The sequence below is a fragment of the Bacillus sp. FSL W8-0920 genome (assembly GCF_038593215.1).
GTDB classification, from domain to species: domain Bacteria; phylum Bacillota; class Bacilli; order Bacillales; family Bacillaceae; genus Bacillus; species Bacillus pumilus.
On record NZ_CP151974.1, the window covers coordinates 484,603 to 507,788 of the forward strand.

At 40.0% G+C, this 23,186-nt stretch carries 20 protein-coding genes and 1 riboswitch; of the genes, 15 read left to right on the plus strand and 5 right to left on the minus strand.

Annotated features, from left to right (window positions below):
• Nucleotides 1–54: 54 nt before the first annotated feature.
• On the minus strand, nt 55–351 hold the full coding sequence (locus NSS78_RS02350; RefSeq protein ID WP_003214125.1) for a DUF3817 domain-containing protein: 297 nt from the start codon (nt 349–351) through the stop codon (nt 55–57).
• A 136-nt stretch (nt 352–487) separates the two neighbouring features.
• A complete protein-coding gene (locus NSS78_RS02355) occupies nt 488–1,162 on the minus strand; it encodes a GntR family transcriptional regulator (protein ID WP_212046392.1) in 675 nt (224 codons plus the stop codon).
• 154 nt (nt 1,163–1,316) lie between these two features.
• Here NSS78_RS02355 and NSS78_RS02360 point away from each other — a divergent pair, with 154 nt between their 5' ends.
• The 3 genes from NSS78_RS02360 to NSS78_RS02370 all read left to right on the plus strand — a co-directional run bounded on the left by NSS78_RS02360 (nt 1,317) and on the right by NSS78_RS02370 (nt 4,220).
• Nucleotides 1,317–2,144, plus strand: a complete 828-nt coding sequence (locus tag NSS78_RS02360) for an AraC family transcriptional regulator (protein WP_212046393.1) — start codon at nt 1,317–1,319, stop codon at nt 2,142–2,144.
• Nucleotides 2,134–3,066, plus strand: a complete 933-nt coding sequence (locus NSS78_RS02365) for a DMT family transporter (RefSeq protein ID WP_212046394.1) — start codon at nt 2,134–2,136, stop codon at nt 3,064–3,066. The genes NSS78_RS02360 and NSS78_RS02365 overlap by 11 nt, the downstream gene beginning before the upstream one ends.
• A gap of 98 nt (nt 3,067–3,164) precedes the next feature.
• Entirely contained in the window at nt 3,165–4,220 is a 1,056-nt protein-coding gene (locus NSS78_RS02370; protein ID WP_212046395.1) for a tartrate dehydrogenase, read from the plus strand.
• Nucleotides 4,221–4,251: 31 nt separating this feature from the next.
• Here NSS78_RS02370 and NSS78_RS02375 read toward each other — a convergent pair whose 3' ends face one another.
• On the minus strand, nt 4,252–5,397 hold the full coding sequence (locus NSS78_RS02375) for a hypothetical protein (protein ID WP_212046396.1): 1,146 nt from the start codon (nt 5,395–5,397) through the stop codon (nt 4,252–4,254).
• 183 nt (nt 5,398–5,580) lie between these two features.
• Between NSS78_RS02375 and NSS78_RS02380 the strand changes: the two genes are divergently transcribed.
• The 12 genes from NSS78_RS02380 to NSS78_RS02435 all read left to right on the plus strand — a co-directional run bounded on the left by NSS78_RS02380 (nt 5,581) and on the right by NSS78_RS02435 (nt 22,188).
• Nucleotides 5,581–7,767, plus strand: a complete 2,187-nt coding sequence (locus NSS78_RS02380) for a DNA topoisomerase III (protein WP_212046397.1) — start codon at nt 5,581–5,583, stop codon at nt 7,765–7,767.
• 197 nt (nt 7,768–7,964) lie between these two features.
• The gene (locus NSS78_RS02385; RefSeq protein ID WP_003214245.1) at nt 7,965–9,047 is read left to right on the plus strand and encodes a glycosyl hydrolase family 8; all 1,083 of its coding nucleotides are present in this window, start codon (nt 7,965–7,967) and stop codon (nt 9,045–9,047) included.
• A complete protein-coding gene (locus NSS78_RS02390; RefSeq protein WP_034620220.1) occupies nt 9,028–9,879 on the plus strand; it encodes a GGDEF domain-containing protein in 852 nt (283 codons plus the stop codon). Before NSS78_RS02385 ends, NSS78_RS02390 begins: the two co-directional genes overlap by 20 nt.
• Complete coding sequence (locus NSS78_RS02395; RefSeq protein WP_212046398.1) at nt 9,869–11,584, plus strand: DUF2334 domain-containing protein; 1,716 nt, start codon at nt 9,869–9,871, stop codon at nt 11,582–11,584. The genes NSS78_RS02390 and NSS78_RS02395 overlap by 11 nt, the downstream gene beginning before the upstream one ends.
• Nucleotides 11,577–12,845, plus strand: coding sequence for a glycosyltransferase (locus NSS78_RS02400; RefSeq protein WP_113386728.1), 1,269 nt, complete (start codon nt 11,577–11,579; stop codon nt 12,843–12,845). The genes NSS78_RS02395 and NSS78_RS02400 overlap by 8 nt, the downstream gene beginning before the upstream one ends.
• Before the next feature lie 4 nt (nt 12,846–12,849).
• On the plus strand, nt 12,850–14,937 hold the full coding sequence (locus tag NSS78_RS02405; protein ID WP_212046399.1) for a cellulose biosynthesis cyclic di-GMP-binding regulatory protein BcsB: 2,088 nt from the start codon (nt 12,850–12,852) through the stop codon (nt 14,935–14,937).
• Between the two features lie 69 nt (nt 14,938–15,006).
• A riboswitch (cyclic di-AMP (ydaO/yuaA leader) is annotated at nt 15,007–15,154 on the plus strand.
• Nucleotides 15,155–15,266: 112 nt separating this feature from the next.
• Entirely contained in the window at nt 15,267–17,093 is a 1,827-nt protein-coding gene (locus NSS78_RS02410) for an APC family permease (RefSeq protein ID WP_212046400.1), read from the plus strand.
• A gap of 70 nt (nt 17,094–17,163) precedes the next feature.
• The gene (locus tag NSS78_RS02415) at nt 17,164–18,885 is read left to right on the plus strand and encodes a pyruvate oxidase (RefSeq protein WP_050945531.1); all 1,722 of its coding nucleotides are present in this window, start codon (nt 17,164–17,166) and stop codon (nt 18,883–18,885) included.
• Between the two features lie 194 nt (nt 18,886–19,079).
• Nucleotides 19,080–20,678, plus strand: coding sequence for a T7SS effector LXG polymorphic toxin (locus NSS78_RS02420; protein ID WP_342468372.1), 1,599 nt, complete (start codon nt 19,080–19,082; stop codon nt 20,676–20,678).
• Nucleotides 20,679–20,686: 8 nt separating this feature from the next.
• Nucleotides 20,687–21,202, plus strand: a complete 516-nt coding sequence (locus NSS78_RS02425) for a hypothetical protein (protein WP_342468278.1) — start codon at nt 20,687–20,689, stop codon at nt 21,200–21,202.
• Nucleotides 21,203–21,425: 223 nt separating this feature from the next.
• On the plus strand, nt 21,426–21,872 hold the full coding sequence (locus NSS78_RS02430; RefSeq protein WP_212046682.1) for a hypothetical protein: 447 nt from the start codon (nt 21,426–21,428) through the stop codon (nt 21,870–21,872).
• Between the two features lie 91 nt (nt 21,873–21,963).
• A complete protein-coding gene (locus NSS78_RS02435) occupies nt 21,964–22,188 on the plus strand; it encodes a hypothetical protein (RefSeq protein ID WP_003214145.1) in 225 nt (74 codons plus the stop codon).
• A 39-nt stretch (nt 22,189–22,227) separates the two neighbouring features.
• On the opposite strand, the gene NSS78_RS02440 is transcribed toward NSS78_RS02435, so the two are convergent.
• On the minus strand, nt 22,228–22,491 hold the full coding sequence (locus NSS78_RS02440) for a hypothetical protein (RefSeq protein ID WP_003214365.1): 264 nt from the start codon (nt 22,489–22,491) through the stop codon (nt 22,228–22,230).
• Between the two features lie 98 nt (nt 22,492–22,589).
• Nucleotides 22,590–23,159 (minus strand): GNAT family protein, encoded by a 570-nt coding sequence (locus tag NSS78_RS02445; RefSeq protein WP_003213957.1) that lies wholly within the window; start codon nt 23,157–23,159, stop codon nt 22,590–22,592.
• Between the last annotated feature and the right edge of the window lie 27 nt (nt 23,160–23,186).

Sequence of the window (23,186 nt, forward strand, 5' to 3'; positions counted from 1 at the left end):
TACTTCAGCGTGTAGAAAAAGGGCTAAAACGAATTTCGTTTTAGCCCTTTTTGATTAAGCTTTTGTATCATACTGGCGGAGCACCTTATCATAGGCGAAGTTGCCGAAAGGAATGAACGCCGCAAAAAAACCAGCGATCGACCATTTCAAATGCCAGCGAACTTTAAAGGTCACATATGCCAAAATCAGCATATAGATGACAAACAATGCGCCATGAAGAGAGCCTACAATGGTGACTGCCATCGGAATATCCGCAAAATATTTCAGAGGCATGGCAATTAAAAGAAGGGTTAAAAGAGACATACCCTCAATAAAACCCGCCTTTCGAAGACGGCTAATACTTGTATGCATAAACAAATCCTCCTGTATAAAAGCTAGTTTCTCATCTTCTAATATAAACGAAAGATCGTCTGGACATGCTAAAATCTACGAAAAATTCAAAATATGTTCATGTAATGCTTAAAAAATGGGAAAAAGGAAAAATCACTTAATCCGTGTTTGTTTCAGAGAGTACTTGCTTTAAGTGCATCACATCATGTAACAAATGATTCGTCATCGCTTGAACGGCTTCTGTGGAGCGGCGCTCTTTCATTTCAGAATAAATGGCAGCATGCTCTGTTTGAATCGTCTCAGCACGCGCCCCGCCGCTAAAATGAAAGATGCGGCAAAAATGAATGAGTGCATTCACATGATTCAATTGTTTACATAAGCGGTGATTGTGACTCGCTAGAATGATTTTTTGATGAAAGGCTTCATGTAACTGGACGATGTCTTTAGATGGCAGCTGCTGTTTGATTGCTTCGTCTGCCTGCGTGAGGACATGCCCAATTTCCTCCAGCTCTCTTTGCGAGGCTTCCTTGCATACAAGCTCAACAGCAAGCGTTTCTAGGGCGATCCGAATTTGATAAAGCTCCTCGACATCTTTTTCCGTTAACGTATAGACAGAGTAGCCCGACCGATGATCAGCGATCAAGAGCTCATCTTTTTCTAAAAGTCTCATTGCCTCTCTCACTGGTGATCGGCTTACACCAAATTGTTTGGCAAGCTGTGTCTCATTGATGCGTTCCCCCGGCTGAAACTGTCCATCAAATATCATTTGCTTCAGCTGTTCATAAAATTGCATATGGTATGGTGCTGGTCTTTCCATCTCGAATGAATTCATCCTGTCATTCCCTCATTTACACATCATCTTTTGTCTCATGTTATCCAAGTTTTTCCCTCTAGGCAAGCCTGCATCGGAAAAGTCAATATCGTACAATTCAAGAGAAAAAGGGTGTGCTACACTGATGATCAGTTCAGTGAAAGAGGGGATCGACATGAAAACACAAGAGGAACGAACGGTACATTTTGATCAGGACTTGCAAATAGAGGCGTATCGCTTTCATGGCATCATGCAAAAGTTCCCGAATCATTTTCATACATACTATGTGATTGGATTTATTGAGGATGGTCAAAGACGTTTGATCTGCCAAAATAAAGAATACATCATTGAAAAGGGAGACATTCTTCTTTTCAATCCATATGACAATCATGCATGCGAGCAGATTGATCACAGTACACTAGATTATCGTTGTTTAAATATTGAAGCAGATGTGATAGAGAAGATGTTTCAGCACAAGCCGCATTTTAAAGCTCCTGTGTTTTCACAAAGTGAACTGACAAAGCCGTTATATGATCTTCATCAAATGATTACAGAAGAAGCCCCAGCTTTGAATAAACAGGAAACGTTCTATTTCTTTATGAAGCAGCTGATTGAAGCCTACGCTGATACATCAGAGGAAAAAGCGTCAGTAGTACATGCCACCGAACAAAAAGTCCAAGACGTACAGCAATATATTGAAACACACCTTACGGAAAATATATCGTTAGACGACTTAGGAGAGCTTGTCTCCATGAATAAATACTCACTTCTGCGTGCTTTTACAAAGTACAGAGGGATCACGCCGTATCGTTATTTACAAACAGTGAGAGTGAATTATGCGAAGGAGCTTCTCGCCAAAGGAGTGAAGCCTGTAGATGCGGCAGTCTCCACCGGTTTTTCTGATCAAAGTCATTTGAGTCATTTCTTTTCAGAATTTATTGGGCTCACACCAGGGCAATATCAGCAAATTTTCACAAAGCAGGTAACAGCAGATGAAAAATAAACAGCTTCTTGGTCATCTAGCGGCCATGTTCACCATTTTTCTATGGGGATCAACCTTTATCTCAACCAAAATATTGTTAACGGCTTTTTCTCCAACAGAAATATTATTTTTTCGCTTTTTTATTGGATATCTCGCTCTGATGATGATCTATCCGGTCACTATGAAGGTGCAGCGTAAAAAGCATGAATTGATGTTTGCGCTCGCAGGGTTATGTGGTGTGGTCTTATACTATTTTTTAGAAAATGTCGCACTCACCTATACGTTTGCTTCGAATGCAGGTGTCATCAGCTCAGTTGTACCATTCTTCTCATTTTTATTGGCTTATTTTTTATTGAAAGATGAGCCTTTGCATCGCCGGTTTTTCATAGGCTTTTTCATCGCGATGACAGGAATTGTCCTGATTAGCTTTAATGGAATGACGACGTTCCAATTGAATCCAATCGGTGATGCGCTAGCATTAACGGCGACCATTGTCTGGGCCTTCTATTCTATTTTATCGAAAATCATCAATCAATATGGATACCATATCATTCAAGTGACGAGACGTGTCTTTTTTTACGGCTTACTCTGGATGCTTCCCCTGATCTGGCACTTTAAGATTCGTATAGACTGGGAGCGATTGACGAACCCGTCGTTTGCCTTTCACTTATTGTTTTTAGGCCTGTTCGCATCAGCTATTTGTTTTCTCACATGGAGTTTTTCAGTGAAAACGCTCGGTGTGGTGAAAGCGAGTGTGTATATTTATGGCGTTCCTATTATTACGATGGTCATTTCAATGATCGTTCTTCATGAGAGATTGACCCTCATGTCTGTGCTTGGAACGGCACTGATCTTAGGCGGACTGCTGCTTTCAGATAAAAAAGGTACGAAGAGGAAGAAGGAGAAACCCTCGATGCTTTTGCAGGATAAACAGGCGCTTTGATCAAAAAAGCGCCTTTATCCATTGAAAGAACATGCACTCTCTAGTAAACTCAAACTTAAACGGTCGACGGTCGACCGAAAATAAAGGGGGAGAAATAAATGAAGCATGTTTCAATTGCGGCGATACCAGGTGACGGGGTTGGGAAGGAAGTTGTACCTGAAGCCATACGAGTATTGAAAGCGGTATCAGAAGTGCATGGCGGTCTGTCTTTTACCTTTCAGGATTTTCCGTGGAGCTGTGAATATTATTTAGAGCATGGCGAGATGATGCCAAAGAATGGATTACATCAATTGAAAGCCTTTGACAGCATTTTCTTAGGGGCTGTCGGAGATGCCAATTTAGTGCCGGATCACGTATCACTTTGGGGACTGCTTATTAAGATTAGGCGGGAATTTGAACAGGTGATAAACATCAGACCTGCAAAACAGCTTAGCGGCATTCGCTCACCGCTTGCTCAGCCAAAGGATTTCGATCTTCTAGTTGTCAGAGAAAACGGTGAAGGTGAATATAGTGAAATTGGAGGCCGTATGTATCAAGGGGAAGATCAGCTTGCAGTTCAAAATGCGGTGTTCTCAAGAAAAGGGACAGAGCGTGCGATGCGTTTTGCCTTTCAATTAGCAGAAAAAAGACGAAAGCATGTGACGAGTGCAACCAAATCGAATGGGATCGTTCATACCATGCCTTTTTGGGATGAAGTGTTTCAAGACGTAGCAAAGGATTATCCAGAGGTGACAGCAGACTCACAGCACATTGACGCGCTCTCAGCCTTCTTTGTAACAAGACCAGAAAAATTCGATGTGATTGTTGCCAGTAATTTGTTTGGTGATATTTTGACAGACCTTGGGGCAGCCATTATGGGAAGTATTGGCGTAGCGCCTGCCGCCAACATTAATGTAAATGGTAAATACCCATCCATGTTTGAGCCTGTACACGGATCAGCTCCAGACATTGCGGGAAAAGGAATCGCCAACCCAATCGGTCAAATCTGGACCGCTAAACTCATGCTTGATTATTTCGGGGAGGAAGAACTGGGCACACATCTGCTCAAAACCATCGAATCAGTCACAGCAGATGGCTTTTTAACGGCAGACATCGGCGGCGCCTATCAAACGCAAGAAGTCACAAACGAAATCATCACACGATTGAAGAAATAACGTATTAATTATAAATATAGGCAAGTATTATCTATAACTCGCCCTTAGATTTTATTTTTTTTGAAAGTGTGTTATATAGTAACCAAGCGTTTTTATCTCCTGCATAGAAAAAATATTTTTTGCTTTGGATATCTTCATTTTTATAACAAATACCTAAGTGAATACATTCACTTAAAATTTTCGAGGATTTTTTCTTAGCTAGATTTTTCTTCAAATCCAAAAAGAAATTTGTAACTAAAAGTGCAACGATGTAAGGTGTAAATAAAATTGTAGCGAGATTAATAAGATTAGCTTTTGAAAAATTCTTTATATATATATTTATCTCATTGAAATTTATTTTTTCTTTTTCTGCTAATTTCAATGCAACTTGTTTTTGTTCTAATAATGAAGGTCCAGAGAAATTAATACTTACATGAAAAAAAATAGAGATAGATACTAATGAAATGATAATATTACTTAATTTAAGTACATTGCTTAATTGATCCAGTTGATATGGTGGATGAAATATAATAATTATTAAAAGAAATATTACAGAATATATAGTTATTATAATAAAAACAAAAATATATTTCTCATTAAGAATATAAGAAACAATAATAAGGTTTTCATTTTTGAAAGTTGATATGAATTTTATAAGGTGATTATATGCATTATTGTTTGTGGAAAATGAAAAAAGAGTTATAACCAACGTTAAAACTGAAAGGATTAAAAAAATCAAACCGAAAAATCCCAAAAATGTAGTGCTAATAATCCCTAAAAATCTAATGTAAAAATTATTGCGATATATTGATAAACCGATTAGAAATAAGCAAAAACTAAAAGAAAGCAAAGAAATTCCATGGATACTATTCCAAAAATGATAAAATATATTGAAATTCAAACCAATGGTTATTTCTACTAAAATAAAAATTATAGATATTAACATTATAATTTGACCTCGGATTTGACGGTCTACTTTAAAGTTCTCATCAGTAATATCTAGGTGCTTAAGTTTAAGTGTTGATATATATATAGATATGGTTTTTAAAATCCAAAATAATGGGATGAGAGAAAATGATAGTTTAAATATCATAATATGTATGGAACTAAGTAAACTTATCAAAATATAATACCCTAAAGATAAATTCAAACCTTTTTTTATACTAACTTTAGTGATGTAGGTCCAAACAGTTTGCATTCGTTCTCCTTAATTTTTTCTTTTTATACTAATTATAACATTTGTGAAGGTGTGTACCAATAGCTATATAGGACAATCTAAAATGAGATCATCACACGATTGAAGAAATAATCCGTTATTAGAACCGCATCTCCACGTCTGCTATAATAAAAGGATGGATAGAAGAAAGAGATGTGAAATCTAGTGTCAAAAACAGTTGTATTAGCAGAGAAACCTTCAGTCGGACGTGATCTTGCACGTGTACTGAAGTGTCATAAAAAAGGAAATGGCTTTTTAGAAGGAGATCAATACATTGTGACGTGGGCGCTTGGCCATTTGGTCACACTGGCTGATCCAGAAGGCTACGGAAAAGAATTTCAATCCTGGCGTTTAGAGGATTTACCAATCATTCCCGAACCGCTTAAGCTTGTGGTGATGAAAAAAACAGGCAAACAATTCCAAGCAGTGAAAGCGCAGCTTGCGAGGAAAGATGTCAAAGACATTGTCATCGCAACAGATGCTGGACGTGAAGGGGAGCTTGTCGCTCGATGGATTCTTGAAAAAGCGCATGTGAAAAAGCCTTTGAAACGATTATGGATCTCATCTGTAACGGACAAAGCCATTCAAGAAGGCTTCAAACGATTAAAAGACGGCAAAGAATACGATAACCTGTATCGCTCAGCCGTTGCACGTGCAGAGGCAGACTGGATTGTCGGCATCAACGCAACAAGAGCGCTGACAACGAAGTTCAATGCACAGCTTTCCTGCGGACGGGTGCAAACACCAACGATCGCCATGATCGCCAAACGAGAAGAAGACATTCAGCAATTTCAGCCGAAGCCGTTCTATGGATTGACTGCACAAGTAGATGGACTGACTTTGACATGGCAGGATGCCAAAACAAAGCAAAACCGGACATTCCAAGAGAGTGTGATCAAAGAACGCTTGACAGCCTGCGAAGGAAAACCAGCAGTGGTTGATGCGTTGAAAAAAACAGCGAAAAAAGCTTTCGCGCCGGGACTGTACGATCTGACTGAATTGCAGCGTGATGCACATAAACGCTATGGTTTTTCAGCCAAAGAAACATTATCTACGCTTCAGCGATTGTATGAGCAGCATAAGCTCGTAACATATCCACGTACAGATTCACGATTTATTTCAGCGGATATCGTTCCTACATTAAAAGATCGTTTAAAAGGAATGAACGTCAGACCGTACGCCCAGCATGTGAACCGGATTTTACAATCAGGTGTGAAAGCGCACAAAGGCTTCGTCAATGATGCCAAAGTGTCAGATCACCATGCGATTATTCCAACCGAGGAAGAGCTGTACCCAGGAGTATTAAGCGATAAAGAGCGTAAATTATATGACCTCATTGCCAAACGATTCCTTGCGGTACTCATGAATCCTTTCGAGTATGAGGAAACAACGGTCATCACCAAAATAGGCAGTGAAACGTTCACAGCAAAAGGGAAAACCGTGCAAGCAGCTGGCTGGAAAGCCGTGTACGATGACTCATATGAAGAAGAGGAATCAGCCGAGGCAGATCAACATTTGCCGCTGCTTTCAGAAGGACAGTCACTAGATGTACGACAGCTGAAAGAGACAAGAGGAGAAACGAAACCTCCTGCACGTTTTAATGAAGCGACCCTATTATCTGCTATGGAAAACCCAGCGGCATTTATGCAGAACGAGGAAAAGGACTTAGTAAAAACCCTTGGTGAAACAGGTGGTTTAGGGACAGTAGCAACAAGAGCGGATATTATTGAAAAGCTGTTCAATAGCTTCTTAATTGAGAAAAAGGGCAAAGACATTTTCATCACATCGAAAGGGAAGCAGCTGCTCTCGTTAGTGCCTGAGGACTTAAAGTCCCCTGCGTTAACAGCGGAATGGGAACAAAAGCTTTCTAAAATCGCCAAAGGGCAATTGAAGGCTTCTCAATTCATGAGTGAAATGAAGTCATATGCCAAACAAGCTGTATCTGAAATCAAACAGACGAACCAGACCTTTAAGCATGACAATGTCACTGGCACCCATTGTCCAGACTGCGGTAAACTCATGCTGAAAGTGAATGGAAAACATGGCACGATGCTCGTTTGCCAGGACCGAGAATGCGGCCATCGTAAAAATGTGGCGAAGAAAACAAACGCACGCTGCCCGAACTGTCTTAAAAAGCTCGAGCTGCGCGGAGAAGGCGATGGCAAAATCTTTGCTTGTGTATGCGGCCATAGAGAAAAACTGTCTGTCTTCGAAAAACGCAAATCTCAATCCAATCAAAAGAAAGCCAGTAAGCACGATGTGTCTAAATATATGAAGAAACAAAAGAAAGTGGAAGAACCAATTAATAACGCACTAGCTGAACAATTAAAGAAGTTAAAATTAGATCAATAGTTCTATAAAAACCCGTGCGGAAACGCATGGGTTTTTCAGTATTATTAAGTATATCGGCATATTGTTTTTCTGGAAATGGGAATGAATATGCGGAAAGGCTCGTAATTTGGCATAAAATATTCATTTAAATTTAAACAAAAACGCTCTATAATAAATCGTTAGATGCTTAGAGAACGCGGAATTGAAAGGGGACACGAATGCATACACGCATATATCGTACAGCAATTGTTTTACTCATTGTCATTCTACTAGGCGGATGTACCTGGGAACAGCAGAAAGAATCAGCTGATCCAGTATCATCTCAGCCCGTTTTGCCTGGAGAATATTTTATCACTCACCACTTAATGACAGATCAAGGCTTAATTCGCACCTCTTTTGCAGAGCAGCACATCTACTTATCTGAATCACTTGGACTTTGGATGGATTATCTTGTTCGAAAAAAAGATCAAAATTCATTTGACCAACAATTTGATGTTCTGCAAGATCAATTTTTACTAGACCATCATCTTCTCAGCTGGCAAATTGAATCCGATCAAAAAAATAAGGCCAATGCTTTAGTCGATGATTTACGTGTAGTGACGGCACTTCAAAAGGCAAATCATTTGTGGAAGAAGTCAGCGTATCAAACGACAGCAAAAGAAATCGCTCAAGCGTTAAAAGAAAAAAACATGTTCAAAGGCATATTGTCCGATTATTATGATGCATCAACCAATCGAACTTCACATACAATCACACTCTCATATATAGACCCAAAAGCAATCAAAGAATTGGAATCCCTCCAAATATTCACGAAACAAATGACCAGTAACCAATTAGCCATTCTAAAACAAGCACCGAGAAAAAAAGGATTCTTTCCTAAATCCTATGACATAAAGAAAAAAACCTATTCATTCGATCAAGAAATCAATATGATCGATCAACTTTATACAGCTTTACATGCATATCATGCAAAGGTGAATACGTCCGAGATCATGAAATGGCTTAAAACGTCGTTTAAACAAGAAGGCAAACTGTACGGAAGATACAAACTGAGCACATTGAAGCCATCTGTCACATATGAATCGCCTTCGGTATATGCACTCGTCATTTTGTATGCCCTTAAACAAAACGAGCTGAAATTCGCAAAGACTGTCTATCACCGCATGAAAGAATTACAAACTCAAGATCCTCTCAAGCCTTACTACGGAGGATACATGAATGAAAAAGAGACACACTCATTTGATAACTTATTGCCTTTAATTGCAGAAAGGGAGCTTCTAAATGAATCGGTTGTTCAGTAACACGTATCGCTTGTACTATTCTCTGCTCCTCACGTTTGCAGGCCTTATTTTGTTTATGGGCTACCTTAACGTACAAGATGCGGAGAGCTTTATGATCATCGCACTGACATTTGTCGTGTTAGGCTGTGGTATTTTATTTGGTATCCTACCAGCATTAATTTTCACCTTACTGTTTTTGTTCTTTATTGGAAGCGTCATGTTCTTTACAGAGCTTGGTCATGAAAATTCCCTTTTTTCAAATCAAACATTGCAAGATGTAGTAATTTGGGGCGTAGCACTTCTTTTTTTCGCTATTTCAGCGGGAAGCTTGCATGAACGGATCAATACGCTGCGTCACACCATTGAACAACAAAAGCAGGCCATCAAACAATTTGTGGCGATTGACTCGACAACAGGATTTGACAATGCTGAGCGAATGAAGCTCGAATTATCCGAGGAAATGAAACGGGCAGAACGGTACAAACAGCCATTTGTCTTTATCCTTCTTCATATGAATTACGCAGCGGAATTCAAATCGTTATATGGAGAAAAAGAAATGCAGCATCTATTTCAGCAATTAAGTCTCAAGATACGCGAAAGCGTAAGAGAAACCGATAAAAAATTTCGGTTATCTGAAGAACGAATGGGCTTGCTGCTAACCCATACACCAGAAGAAAATGTGTCAGTTGTCCTTGATAAGCTAAAGGATAAACTGCAAACGCATGTCCTATTAAACGGTCGTGAAGTGACCTTGACATTTCATGTCTGTCATTTAACAAGCAGCTCGGATTATCGTACGCCAGAGCAGTTTTTAGAAGAACTAGAAAAAGAGATGATGATGAATGAACTTTAATTCTTTGATGAAATGTTGTTTGATGATCACGCTTTTTTCGATTCTTTCGTTTAAACACATGGCTTCAGCCGATGCGCTCGTCACGCAGCCAAATACACTGATCGTTTATTCCACACCATCGGGGGAAGTGACTCCAGCCGTTCATATGCTGGATCTACTCGCCGGTCATTTTTCAAAACAGACGACGATTGTATCTGATGAACATTTGGCTGAAAAGAGGATGAATGAATTTCAGCAAGTCATTTATCTTGGAGAAATAAAGAGAACCCTGTCAAAACAAACCATTCGTGCGATGAACGAATCACAGCAATTCATCGCCATTGGATACAATGCGGAACAGCTTCGCCCATTCTCCAAGCTTACTTTTCACAAACAAGATCATATCAGTCAATTGAAACATACACATGATCAGACATACCGTCAGCTAGAGAGAAGGATCAATGTGTTAACGGTTCGAGGGACAGACTTGGAAAATGAATTTCTAGTGAAGAAACGTCAATCTGATCTGCCATTTGTGACTCAGACAAAAGAAGGTACGGCATATATCGGTATCTTAGATGTCGTGCAACACAACAAGCTTCTTGCAGAAGTGCTAGAAAAATACATGCCATCTTCTGTGCAAATGAAGACAAAATACTTAATGCTCGGGAACATCAGTCCAGCAAGTGACGAGAAGAAGCTACTAGAACTTGGACAATACGTATCCGCACAGCATATTCCTTATCAAATTGCAGTGACCCCTGTTTGGATAGATCGAGCAACAGGTGATGAAGTCACACTGAGCGACCGCCCGAAGCTCGTGAATGTGTTAAAACAATTGCAAGAAAATGGAGCGAGTATCATTCTTCATGGCTTTAGCCGTACGTATCGAACGGAGGAATCTGGTCAGGGATTTGAGTTCTGGGATGCAAAATATGATCAGCCCATCACGACAAATGATCCAAAAAATGCAGAGAAGAAACAAAGTAAAAGCCAATTCCCAAATGAAAAAGACTTTCATACGTATACCAAATTGAATCAGCAGCAAGAAGTCGCCTATACAGAAAAGAAACTGACAAAGGGCATTGAGCTTCTTGCTAGGCAAGGCTTATATCCTCTTGCGTTCGAGGTGCCGCATGATGCGATATCACAAAAAGGTTATGAAGTAATTTCAAAGCATGTGTCCAGTCTATTTGGACAGGTGCAGCTGTCAGACCGCACTTGGAAAACAGCCGGTGCATCGCCGCTCGTGACGTCTCCTGCCATGTTACACGGCATGACCTTATATCCTCAGCAGCAAGTTGAGCAAGTGTCTGACAAAGAAGGTTCAAATGTTTTAACTGAACAGACGATTCAATCCGTGCAGCATCTGCAATCAGCCGCAATCGGGCTGTCCTATGACGTGGAGTTAGGGATAGCAGGGTTACAGGATTTGATCACACAGATGGAGGCAATCCCTTCTAGCGAATGGCTGGATGTAAAGAAAACAAAACAGACGGTCCAAACTGCACATGTAAAAATCCAAACATCTGGGAATGGACATATTCAAGTAGAGGAATCCAACATCGCCGAAACAAAAACAGTCAAACGAAGTGGCATGGAAAATATGCTGAGAATTCTCACGGTCGTGGTCATGCTGTTTATTGCGGCATTTGCTTTATACACATTGTATTTAAGACTGACAATGAAAAAACGAATTTTTAAGGAGAGAAAATTAGGTGGCTGATGTCTTATTTTATCTTTCATTAATGCTCATTTGGATCATGCTTCTATACCACATGTTTCTCATGCAGGGCGGCTTTCAGCATTACCTCACCTATGAAAAAGTGCTGCCTAAATGGACAAAACAAGGGAAAGAGCTGCCGACCGTCAGTATCCTGATTCCTGCTCATAATGAAGAGGTCGTCATTCGGCAGACATTAAAAGCGATGGTTCAGCTATCTTATCCTAAACACCTCCTTGAAATCATTGTGATTAATGACAATTCTTCTGATCGCACAGGAGAGATTGTGCAATCATTCAGTGAGCAATATGATCATGTCCATATGATTGAAACGAAGCCGCCATTTGCAGGGAAGGGAAAATCCACTGCACTGAATGAAGGTTTGAAGGCTTCAACAGGAGAAGTGATTTGCGTATACGATGCAGATAACATGCCTGAACCAAAGGCTGTCTATCATTTGGTTCTTGGATTATTAAATGACCCAAAAGCAGGCGCTGTTGTCGGGAAATTCAGGGTGATCAATGCAACCAAAAATTTGCTGACCAAATTTATTAATATTGAGACCATCTGTTTCCAATGGATGGCGCAGGGCGGGAGATGGAAATGGTTTGGTATTGCAACAATACCAGGTACCAACTTCGCCATCCGCCGGCACATTTTAGAAGAGCTCGGCGGCTGGGATGTCCAAGCTTTGGCCGAGGACACCGAATTAACGATCCGTGTGTATAACCTGGGATATGTGATTCGATTTTTTCCAGCTGCGATCACATGGGAACAAGAGCCTGAGACATGGAAGGTCTGGTGGCGGCAAAGAACGCGCTGGGCTAGAGGGAATCAATATGTTGTCCTTAAATTTTTAAGGCAGTTTATGAAGCTGAAACGAAAACGAATGGTTTTCGATTTGTTTTATTTCTTCTTTACGTATTTCTTATTTTTCTTCGGCGTTCTGCTCTCAAATGGCATCTTTATTGTAAACCTATTTGTTGATCTTCATTTATCTGTAGGGGCTGTCGCACTAATCCTTTGGGGATTAGCCTTCTTCCTCTTTCTAACAGAAGTGATGATTACATTAAGTATTGAGAAAACAGAGCTCACCAAACAAAATATTCTCATTGTGGTCCTCATGTACTTCACCTATTCTCAAGTATGGATTGCGCTTGTCGTGTACTCCTTATGTGTAGAGGTGAAGAGCCGATTATTGAAACAAGAAGTGAAATGGTACAAAACAGAGCGTTACGATCAACAACAAAAGAAAAGCGGGTGACAAATTGAAATCGGTCAAATGGATGTTTTTAATATTAGCGCTATCCCTTGCCATTCAGCCTTTTTTCATGGCAAGTCAAGCAATGGCGCAATCCAATCGAGTACAAGTGAAAGACGATTGGGTTCACTCATCAAAAGGAAATCAAACAGAAACGCAGCATCTATCAGAAGATGTGGTGACCTTGTATGGTCAAGAAGACCGCACTGAATTTTCCTATCAAATGGAGAAAGAAAAAGTAGAGTCTAGCACTCTTACATTAAATATAGAGGCTTCACCATTACTAATATCGCCATCATCTTTCACAGTGATGATCGATGGAGAGATTGAAAAAACGATCCCTGTATCAGGGAAAAACCCAAAAAAATCGATTCAAATCAAATTGAACAAAACGCAACTGAAAAAAGGATCTCATCAAATTCAGCTCGCATTTTATGGTGTGTTAAAAGAAGGTGTGTGTATCAACCAAGAGACGCCTGCCAATTGGATGAAAGTATATCCTGAAAGTGAGCTGGCGTTCAAAGGAGTTCAAACGAAAGACGTGACGTTAGACAGCTTCCCTTCACCATTTATTCCATCAGGTGATCAGGAAGAACAAACAGATATTGTGATTCCAAATAAACCAGAAGCGGCTGAATTAGAAGCGGCTATGAAAGTATATCGTACGTTGAAAAACAAAGACCGCCTAGCAGACCTCAAACTCGTTCAAGAAAAGGACGTCGAGCAAATTGCGCACCCAACTATTGCTGTTGGAGCAAAAGGAAGCTGGAATGGACGAATGAAATCGCTCGAGCAAGCGGCTGGAATTAAAACAGAAGGCGATCAACTTACGTTAGCGGTGAGAACCCTGACAGCAAAGAAAAAAGAACAGCCCATTTTATTTGTCACTGCTAAGCAGCCAAAGACAATTGCTGAAAAAATCAATGTCTTGACTCAGCCAGAACTGACAGGTCAGCTCACTGGAACCGACTTGCTGCTGCAAAAGGTGACAGCTAGTGCTTCTAAGCCATCTCATCATATTTCCTTAATAGATTTTGGCGCAGATGATGTCAAAGTTGGAACCAAAAAGACAGCATCTGATCATTACTATTATCCGAAAGCATTAATGGCTCAACAAAAATCAGGTGCAAAACTAAATCTATCATTTAAAAAATCAGATCCAGCGAACAAAGCAGAGCGTCTAACAGTGATGATCAATAACGAACCGCACGACGTACCGTTAACAAAACTAGGAAACAAAGATGAGAATGGGTTCTACCATGTGTCGATTCCAGTAGATTCACAAGTGCTTCAAAAGAACGAATATGTGGACTTACAGTTTGTCACAACAGGTTTTAAAAACATGGAATCCTGTAGACATACAGATGAAGAAGGCTGGATTTACATTGATAAGAACAGCTCTCTTCAAATACCAGAAGGAACAACTAGTGATACACCGGACTTAGCCGCATGGCCGCTTCCTTACACTTCAGAAACGGAGCAAGGAAACACATTGATCATTATGCCAGATCAAATCAATCAAGCCTCAATCAATCAAATGGCTATGCTGACCGAATCATTTAGTCAGCCGGAAGCTGCTCAATATCATTTGATTGAAGCATCGAATGTGACAAATGAACAATTGAAAAAGAACTCTCTCATTTTCATCGGAGGCATCCAGACATTCTCTCTTTTAAAAGAAAAAGCAGATGATCTCATCGTTCCAGCGAAAAAGGGTCAATATGATGTATCCTCATTTGGCATGATCAACGAAACAACAGCTCGTATTGTATGGACGCAGCCATCCGTATGGAATAAAGAACAAACCATGACCGTTTTTTCAGGAATGACGGCAGCTGACGCTGATATATCAAATGAAGTGATTCGATTCCTTCAAACAAATACTGAGACCGCAACAGTTGCAATAGAAAGCAAAAACAAAGATGTGTTCTCTAATCACCAAACAGTCAGCAATGCAAAAAATGATCTTAAAAAAGGTGAAAAGCAAGGCGTCGGTGATTCTTGGATTTACTTTGCATGTATCGCTGTATTGATCATTTTTGTCGTTGTGATGATTGTTTATTTCGTACGAAAAAACCGCAAAAAGACTGATTAATAAACGGTCAAAAGACCTCGAAAAAATCTCTTTACTTTGGTGTCAAACGGGAGTATGATCTCTTTTATAAAAGACCAATCGCTGAATCATTTCGATGAGCGGGGGAACCAATTTTGGTGGTATAAAACACCATGTGGGGTGAATCCTTTTAAGGTAGGGCAAAGTCTCATGCGCCCGAATCCGTCAGCTAACCTCGTAAGCGTTAAAGAGAGCAAAGACCAACCTGTGATCTAAACAATAGGCACAGGGGCATTCTATTGCCTCTGTGTCTTTTTGGCGATCCATCTTTTGCAACTTAAATCGTTTGACACTAAAGGAGCGGGCATCACATGTACAGTTTGATGAAGCGTATTTTAATTGGTAAACCATTAAAATCACAGGCAGCAGGAGAACAAAAACTATCAAAAATCAAAGCGTTGGCATTATTGTCATCAGACGCATTATCATCAGTTGCATATGGTACAGAACAAATCTTAATTGTTCTTTCTGTCGTTAGTGCAGCAGCATTTTGGTATTCACTCCCGATTGCAGGTTGTGTATTAATTCTTTTAATGGCGTTAATTCTGTCTTACCGCCAGATCATTTATGCTTATCCAGAAGGCGGCGGGGCATATATCGTCTCTAGCAGAAACCTAGGTGAAAAACCGGGATTGATCGCTGGCGGATCATTGCTTGTAGACTATATTTTGACTGTAGCAGTGAGCATTTCAGCGGGGACCGATGCCGTCACATCGGCTTTTCCAACACTATATCCATATCATGTCTTGATCTCAATTGTATTGGTCATCGTGATTATGGTGCTCAACCTCCGTGGATTAACAGAATCGGCATCTATTCTGGCTTATCCTGTATACTTGTTTGTATTTTCACTCCTTATATTAATTGGAGTAGGCGGTTTTAAATTATTAACAGGCGGCGTACCGCCAGCACCTGAACATACAGCGGTAGGCACACACGTACAAGGCATTACATTATTTTTGTTATTAAAAGCTTTTTCATCTGGCTGTTCTGCTCTGACTGGAGTAGAAGCCATTTCAAATACGATTCCATCCTTTAAAAAACCAGCTGCACAAAACGCAGCGAGAACATTGTTGATGATGGGTGGATTGCTAGCTGTTTTATTTGTGGGAGTCACATTGCTTGCATTTGGTTTCGGCATCTCGCCAAAGCCAGAAGAAACGGTTGTATCACAAATTGCGTCAGACACTTTTGGACGTACGTTTTTCTATTACGTGATTCAGGCAGTCACAGCGCTAATTCTAATATTAGCGGCAAATACCGGCTTTTCAGCCTTTCCGTTATTGGCTGTCAATTTAGCAAAGGATAAATATATGCCGCGTATGTTTACTGTTAGAGGAGACCGGCTTGGTTACTCTAATGGCATTATCTTTCTAGGCGTAGCCTCTATGCTGCTCATCTGGTTGTTTGATGGGAAGACAGAACATCTCATCCCGCTATATGCTGTCGGTGTGTTTATTCCATTTACCCTGTCGCAGACCGGCATGTGTGTGAAGTGGATTCGTGAAAAACCGCAGGGCTGGAAAACGAAAATGCCAATCAATATTGTCGGAGCACTGATTTCTTTTACAGTTTTTATGATTCTCATTTTGACCAAGTTCCATCTCGTATGGCCAATATTTGTTTTCCTGCCTATTGTTTTATTTATCTTTCATTCCATTAAAAAGCATTATTTGTCTGTTGGAGAACAACTGCGTTTATTGAATGAAACAGAGCCAGTTGAGATTAAAGGAAATGTGGTCATCGTACCGATAGCAGGAGTCACACGTGTTGTTGAACAATCTGTTCAGTATGCAAAATCTTTATCAGAGCAAGTCATAGCGGTTCATGTATCCTTTGATAAAGAAAAGGATAAGAAAATTGAAGAAGATTGGGAAAAACTCAATAGCGGTGTACGGCTTGTGATGCTGCATTCGTCCTATCGAAGCCTCATTCACCCACTAGATAAATTTCTTGAGACAGTTGAGACAAAAGCAAATGCCCATCAATATAAAGTGATGGTCCTCGTGCCACAATTTATACCGAAAAAAAGATGGCACACCATTTTGCATAATCAATCTGCCTTTTTATTAAGATTCCGCCTATTATGGAAGCGGGATATTGTGGTGGCAACCCTGCCCTATCATTTTAAAAAGTAGCAGAAGCAGGTTGAAACGTTTGATCAAAAGGATGCGGTGGTATGGAGTAAGAAAAAAGGAGTTTTCTCACATGCCGCAAAGAACCGCAGGAAAAGAAGTAACAGCGCTACTGGAAGAGTGGGGCGTGAAACATATTTATGGAATGCCCGGCGATAGTATAAACGAATTGATTGAAGAACTTAGGCATGAATCAAGCCAAATAAAATTTATCCAAACGAGACATGAAGAAGTGGCAGCACTATCAGCGGCGGCTGATGCCAAACTAACAGGTAAACTTGGTGTCTGCTTATCAATCGCTGGGCCGGGTGCTGTCCACTTATTAAATGGGCTGTATGATGCAAAAGCAGATGGTGCACCAGTTTTAGCAATTGCAGGGCAGGTTGCTTCGGCCGAAGTAGGCAGAGACGCATTCCAAGAAATCAAATTGGAGCGAATGTTTGACGATGTCGCTGTCTTTAATCAGCAGGTACAGACAGCAGAGGCGCTGCCTGACTTATTGAATCAAGCCATCAAAGCAGCTTATACCCATAAAGGTGTGGCAGTTCTCACCGTATCGGATGACTTATTTTCTCAAAAAATAAAGCGTAAACCCGTCTATACATCTCCTCTTTATGTTGAGGGAGAAGTACGGGCGAAGAAAGATCAATTGCTAAAGGCAGCTCAGCTGATTAACAATGCTAAGAAGCCAGTCATCTTAGCAGGTAAAGGATTAAGACATGCAAAAGAAGAGCTTCTTTCATTTGCAGAAAAGGCAGCTGCTCCTATCGTCATCACGCTTCCTGCAAAAGGGGTTGTGCCAGACAGGCATCCATACTTTTTAGGTAACTTAGGTCAAATTGGAACGAAGCCGGCATATGAAGCGATGGAAGAATGTGATCTCTTAATTATGCTTGGCACCTCCTTTCCATATAGAGACTACTTACCAGAGGACACGCCAGCCATTCAACTAGATATTAAACCAGATCAAATCGGCAAAAGGTATCCGGTAGATGTGGGAATTGTGAGCGACAGCAAGAGTGGTTTGCATGAACTAACTTCCTACATTGAATATAAAGAACAGCGTGGCTTTCTTGAAGCTTGTACAGAGCATATGATGAAGTGGCGAGAAGAAATGGATAAAGAAAAATCTGTTGCTACTTCACCAATTAAACCGCAGCAAGTCATTGCTAGACTAGAAGAAGCAGTCGAGGACAATGCCATTCTTTCAGTTGATGTTGGTAATGTCACGGTATGGATGGCACGTCATTTTGAAATGAAACAGCAGGATTTCATTATCTCCAGCTGGCTTGCCACAATGGGCTGCGGTTTACCTGGTGCGATTTCAGCTAAATTGAATGAACCGAACCGACAAGCCATTGCCGTTTGTGGTGATGGAGGCTTCACAATGGTCATGCAAGACTTTGTGACAGCTGTAAAATATAAGCTGCCGATCGTTGTCGTAATCTTAAACAACAACAATTTAGGGATGATTGAATATGAACAACAGGTAAAAGGAAACATAAATTATGGTATAGAGCTGGAGGATATTGATTTTGCTAAGTTTGCAGAAGCGTGTGGCGGCAAAGGAATCTCCGTGTCATCACATGAAGAATTAGCTCCAGCCTTTGATACAGCTCTTCAATCCGATAAACCAGTCATTATTGATGTCGCTGTCGCCAATGAACCTCCGTTACCTGGGAAAATCACTTACACCCAAGCAGCAGGCTTCAGTAAATATTTATTGAAAAAATTCTTTGAAAAAGGTGAGCTGGATATACCTCCACTCAAGAAAAGCCTCAAACGCTTTTTCTAAACACAAAGTAGTCGGTCTTCTGAAAAGAGGGCTGACTTTTTTTGTGATGATTAGGAAAAACATTTCAATTGTCACTTGCCTCCATCTCTATTAAAATATTTGGAAATTATTTTTGTAACTTAAAGCCTATTTTTCCAATTCGCTGAGAAAGGTAAAATAGACTTTATGATCAATAATGGAGGGAGTGACTTCTTCTGGGCAAGATACTTGATGCAAAAGCACTAACAAGTGCCATGGATGCAAGGGCAAAACACTACCAGGAACTCCGTGAACAAATGGTAGATTTAAAAAAAGCATTACAAGGTGTTTCTAACCTCGGTGATGATTTCACTGGAAAAGGTGCCGATAACATTAAAAGCTTTTATAAAGAACTGGCTGGAAATGTAGATATGTTTATCAGCTTCATTGATAAGCAAAAAGCCTTTCATGAAGGTGTTTCTGGGACACTAGATGATACAAACTTTGGCGGCGACACCTTTGTAGAAGAACACTTTTTAGACAACGCTGTACATATGGGCATCAAAAATGCCAAAAGCATTGTGAAGGATCAAAAAAAGGCGCTTAAAACGATTTTTCAAGACATCGACGACCTTATTTCTTTAGAAGTATTTGATAGTCAAACCTTTGATGAAAAAATTGCAGATGCGGAAGACGAGCGAAAAAAGACAGTGAAAGACCTAAGAGAGCTTGATCAAAATGTAAAAGATGAATATGCTTTGTCAGAAACGGAGCAGCAAGCTACAATGGCATTGTATACGGAAATGATGAATGCCACAAATGACGGAAAAGCCATTTCGCCTATGAATTTTGACAAGAAAGCGTATCAAAATAGTGAAATCTACAAGGCAAAAAGCGATATTGAGAAGCAAACTTCTGAATATCTGAAAATCAAAAAAGAACAAGAAGAGGCCCGTGAGATTGCAAAGGAACAAGAAGCACTCGCCAACCGTCCTTGGTATGAAAAAGCACTTGATTATGGCGGAAATATCGTCAATGAATTGACAGGCGTGAACGATGCAAAACGCGCCGCAACAGGTGTTGACCCGATCACAGGCGAAGAACTTACCGCAGGACAGCGCGTCGCCGCAGGCGGCATGGCAGCAGCAGGTTATATCCCAATCGTCGGATGGGCAGGTCGTATTTTCAAAGGTGGAAAAGCCGTCTATAAAACAACTCAAGCCACATCAGCCGCAGTCAGAGCAGTCGACATTTACAAGACATCGCAAAAATCCTTTGACGCCTTAAAAACATCTCAAAAAGGCTTATATGGTCTTACCGCCACCAACGGCTTCAGCGAAGCGATTACAGGTAGAGACATGTTTGGAAATAAGGTCTCGAAAGAACAGCAGGAAGCGAGTATGAATGCGGCTCTGGGAATGCTTTTGCCGTTTGGGGCGAAGGGGTTCAATGGGAAGATGGGGATTAAAGGTGGTACTGTTAAAAATGTGGATAATGGTACAGTGTGGAAGGATATAAAAGTTACTCAACCACTTTATGAAGGTACAAAAATCCCAAAATCTTTTGAATTAGCAACAGTTGATGGAAAGTTCTGGGTGCACCCTAATGGGACAAAACATATGGTTGAGTATATAACTAGAGATGCAACGACACATGGTATGCCGATAAATAGTCAAACTTTATTGTCGAGTTTCCAAAGCTCTGTTAACAATGCTGCCAAGCAAGGAATTAAATATGAAGAAATTATGAAGGTAGGTAATTGGGAATTAATATTTAGTAAACCTCGCGGAGACGGATTGCTACCAGTAATAAAGCATGCTGTGTATATGCCTTAAAAGGAGAAATGATGATGTTAAAAGTAATAGAATATAAAGACAGTCAACCTATCAACATTGAATATGATCTTTATACACCGATTAATATAGAATTTGGTAGTTGGAATATATCAAAAGAGCCAACGATATATTGGAGAACTGGAGATTTCAAGAAATCTTTAATTGAAATAGGTTTAGGGAAATATACGGGTAATATTCGTTCAATTACACTAACGTTAAGTGAAAATGTACACAAAATGGAAAGTTTGAAATTAGATATGGAAGATATAATTATGGTTAAAGGTGTACCGAGTTTTCAGATAGAAGAATCTAATGATAATACCTATATAGACGAAAAAGGTAAATTAGACGTGTATATAGGTAGGGATAAGGTATTCATTTCATTCTCAGAAAATGATGCAGTATCTATTTTACAAAATGATACAGTAGGATTTGCTTTGGATAAAGAAGAAGTAGTATGTGGTATTATCATAAGTGGCATGTTAGAACATGAAAAGAAAACATTAGAAGATGCATTGAATTAGAGTATTATGAAATACAAAAACCTTGATGACTAAATGTCTTAAAAGGTTTTTTGTGTTGATCGGAGTTTAGAAAATTATTTGATAGTGATGAATATGGTGAAGGAATTTTTCATTATCAAGAAAGTGCTAGAAGCCACCTCATGAGCAAGTGAAAACGGATTATATAATTTTTTACAGCTGTTTTTTTGTTTTGTTCAAACATAGAAACGGAAAGGGTTTTTAAATATTGAATGATATATTGACAAAGAAGTTAGTTGTAGAAAGTGGTATTGAGTTTGAAAAGTCTCTAGAGTATGGGGGACCCTATGAACTAGCGATTGTAGAATATACTCAAGGAGGGAAAGAAAAACTATTTACGGGACTAGCCTATGATATGTACGAAAACGGACATGTTGAAAGTTATTTCTATGTAGAGAAAGGTATTAAACAGGGGAAGTACGTGGAGTTTTACCCAAATGGCAGTTTGAAAAAAATAGGGTATATGAGGAAGAACACTACAGAGGGATATCAAGTGGAGTTTTTTGAGAATGGAAATAAAAAGTATGAGTGTGAATGTATTGCTGGTCGAGAGATGACTTACATAAAATATGATAAAGATGGTCATGTGAAAGAGTATAAGGAAGAACCTAAGGAATCAGATTTAATATATGCTGAAAAATTCAATGAATGATCAATGGTCAAATGAATTATCAGTTAAAAAAGCTTAAAATGAGAAGAAATCAAATAGAAGTCATTACAAATTGAAAAGGGGAATAACAACCATGCTATGGATCCTCACACAAAACCAACAAACGCTGATTCATGTCCAAGAAGTCTCAGTAAGCGGCAAAAAAATTGAAGGGATGATCTTGGGGAGTACTTCCTGGGCAAAGATGCTCGGCAAGTATGACTCAAATGATCGCGCAGCCGAGATCCTTCAAGACATGATGAAGACGATTGAAGAACATCCAAATGCCACAATGACATACCGAATGCCTCTTCAATAAAAAGAAACCACCTTTCCATCGTGAAAAGGTGGTTTTTGTTTAGGATGGTGTTTTTCCAAAGGCTAAGAATAAGGGAATGCCTGTGCCAACAAGGGTGGTGGCAAATAGGAACATACCGCAAATAAATAGAAAATGGCTGGCTGAAAAGACGAGTGCCAGAATGAGAAAAACGATGCTGAGTCCTATCATGCTATAGGATGGGACAAAGCGGCGTTTGTAGGTGGCTTTCTTTGTTAGAAAGGAGAAGAAAATACCAAATAACAAAGGGACAATCCATAAGTAAAATAAAATAATAAGAGACATACATCATACCTCGATTTTTCCTTCTATTTTATCAGATGCCGATCACAACGGATACTACAAAGCTTCACTTTGTAAAATAATTCATGCAATCGACACAATTAAGTGGGCTGATTCATCGAATGCGTTTTTTGTTTTATATATTCAGGCTGTAAAAGGGCGTACACACAATGATCGGTAAAGCGATTGCCCAGCCATTCACATTGTCTTAAAATTCCCTCAAGCGAAAAGGATAATCGCTCTGGGATGCGTCTGCTTTTCTGGTTATCGACAGCAGCCCTAATCTCAATACGATGCAGCCCGCACTCTTCAAATAAATAGCGAATGACTGCTTGGCATGCTTTTGTCATGATGCCTTTTCCTTGATGGCCTTCTCCGAGCCAATAGCCGACTGAAACGGTTCTATTGATCCAATGAATTTGATGGGTGCCAATGATGCCGACAAGTTCTCCATGTGACCAAATGCCCGCTTGAAAACCGTTGTTCTGCATCGCTTGCTGCATCGCACCTTGGATAAACGCCATACTGTCTTCCTCTGTCTGCGTTGAATCCACCCAAAGCATCCATTCACGTAAATGCTCTCTCGACCGCTGGATGAGCAAATACAGACTTCTTGCGTCTCTTGGCTCAAGCAGCCGCATGGATATCTCTTGATCCTGATAAACAAACATGTATCCACATCCTCTCAGGGGAATTCT

Coding starts and splice junctions, on each gene's coding strand:
- NSS78_RS02350 (WP_003214125.1), bottom strand. CDS start 351: ATGCATACAAGTATTAGCCGTCTTCGAAAGGCGGGTTTTATTGAGGGT.
- NSS78_RS02425 (WP_342468278.1), top strand. CDS start 20,687: ATGATGATGTTAAAAGTAATAGAATATAAAGACAGTCAACCTATCAAC.
- NSS78_RS02435 (WP_003214145.1), top strand. CDS start 21,964: ATGCTATGGATCCTCACACAAAACCAACAAACGCTGATTCATGTCCAA.
- NSS78_RS02415 (WP_050945531.1), top strand. CDS start 17,164: ATGCCGCAAAGAACCGCAGGAAAAGAAGTAACAGCGCTACTGGAAGAG.
- NSS78_RS02440 (WP_003214365.1), bottom strand. CDS start 22,491: ATGTCTCTTATTATTTTATTTTACTTATGGATTGTCCCTTTGTTATTT.
- NSS78_RS02365 (WP_212046394.1), top strand. CDS start 2,134: ATGAAAAATAAACAGCTTCTTGGTCATCTAGCGGCCATGTTCACCATT.
- NSS78_RS02390 (WP_034620220.1), top strand. CDS start 9,028: ATGAATCGGTTGTTCAGTAACACGTATCGCTTGTACTATTCTCTGCTC.
- NSS78_RS02360 (WP_212046393.1), top strand. CDS start 1,317: ATGAAAACACAAGAGGAACGAACGGTACATTTTGATCAGGACTTGCAA.
- NSS78_RS02385 (WP_003214245.1), top strand. CDS start 7,965: ATGCATACACGCATATATCGTACAGCAATTGTTTTACTCATTGTCATT.
- NSS78_RS02410 (WP_212046400.1), top strand. CDS start 15,267: ATGTACAGTTTGATGAAGCGTATTTTAATTGGTAAACCATTAAAATCA.
- NSS78_RS02370 (WP_212046395.1), top strand. CDS start 3,165: ATGAAGCATGTTTCAATTGCGGCGATACCAGGTGACGGGGTTGGGAAG.
- NSS78_RS02445 (WP_003213957.1), bottom strand. CDS start 23,159: ATGTTTGTTTATCAGGATCAAGAGATATCCATGCGGCTGCTTGAGCCA.
- NSS78_RS02355 (WP_212046392.1), bottom strand. CDS start 1,162: ATGAATTCATTCGAGATGGAAAGACCAGCACCATACCATATGCAATTT.
- NSS78_RS02395 (WP_212046398.1), top strand. CDS start 9,869: ATGAACTTTAATTCTTTGATGAAATGTTGTTTGATGATCACGCTTTTT.
- NSS78_RS02375 (WP_212046396.1), bottom strand. CDS start 5,397: ATGCAAACTGTTTGGACCTACATCACTAAAGTTAGTATAAAAAAAGGT.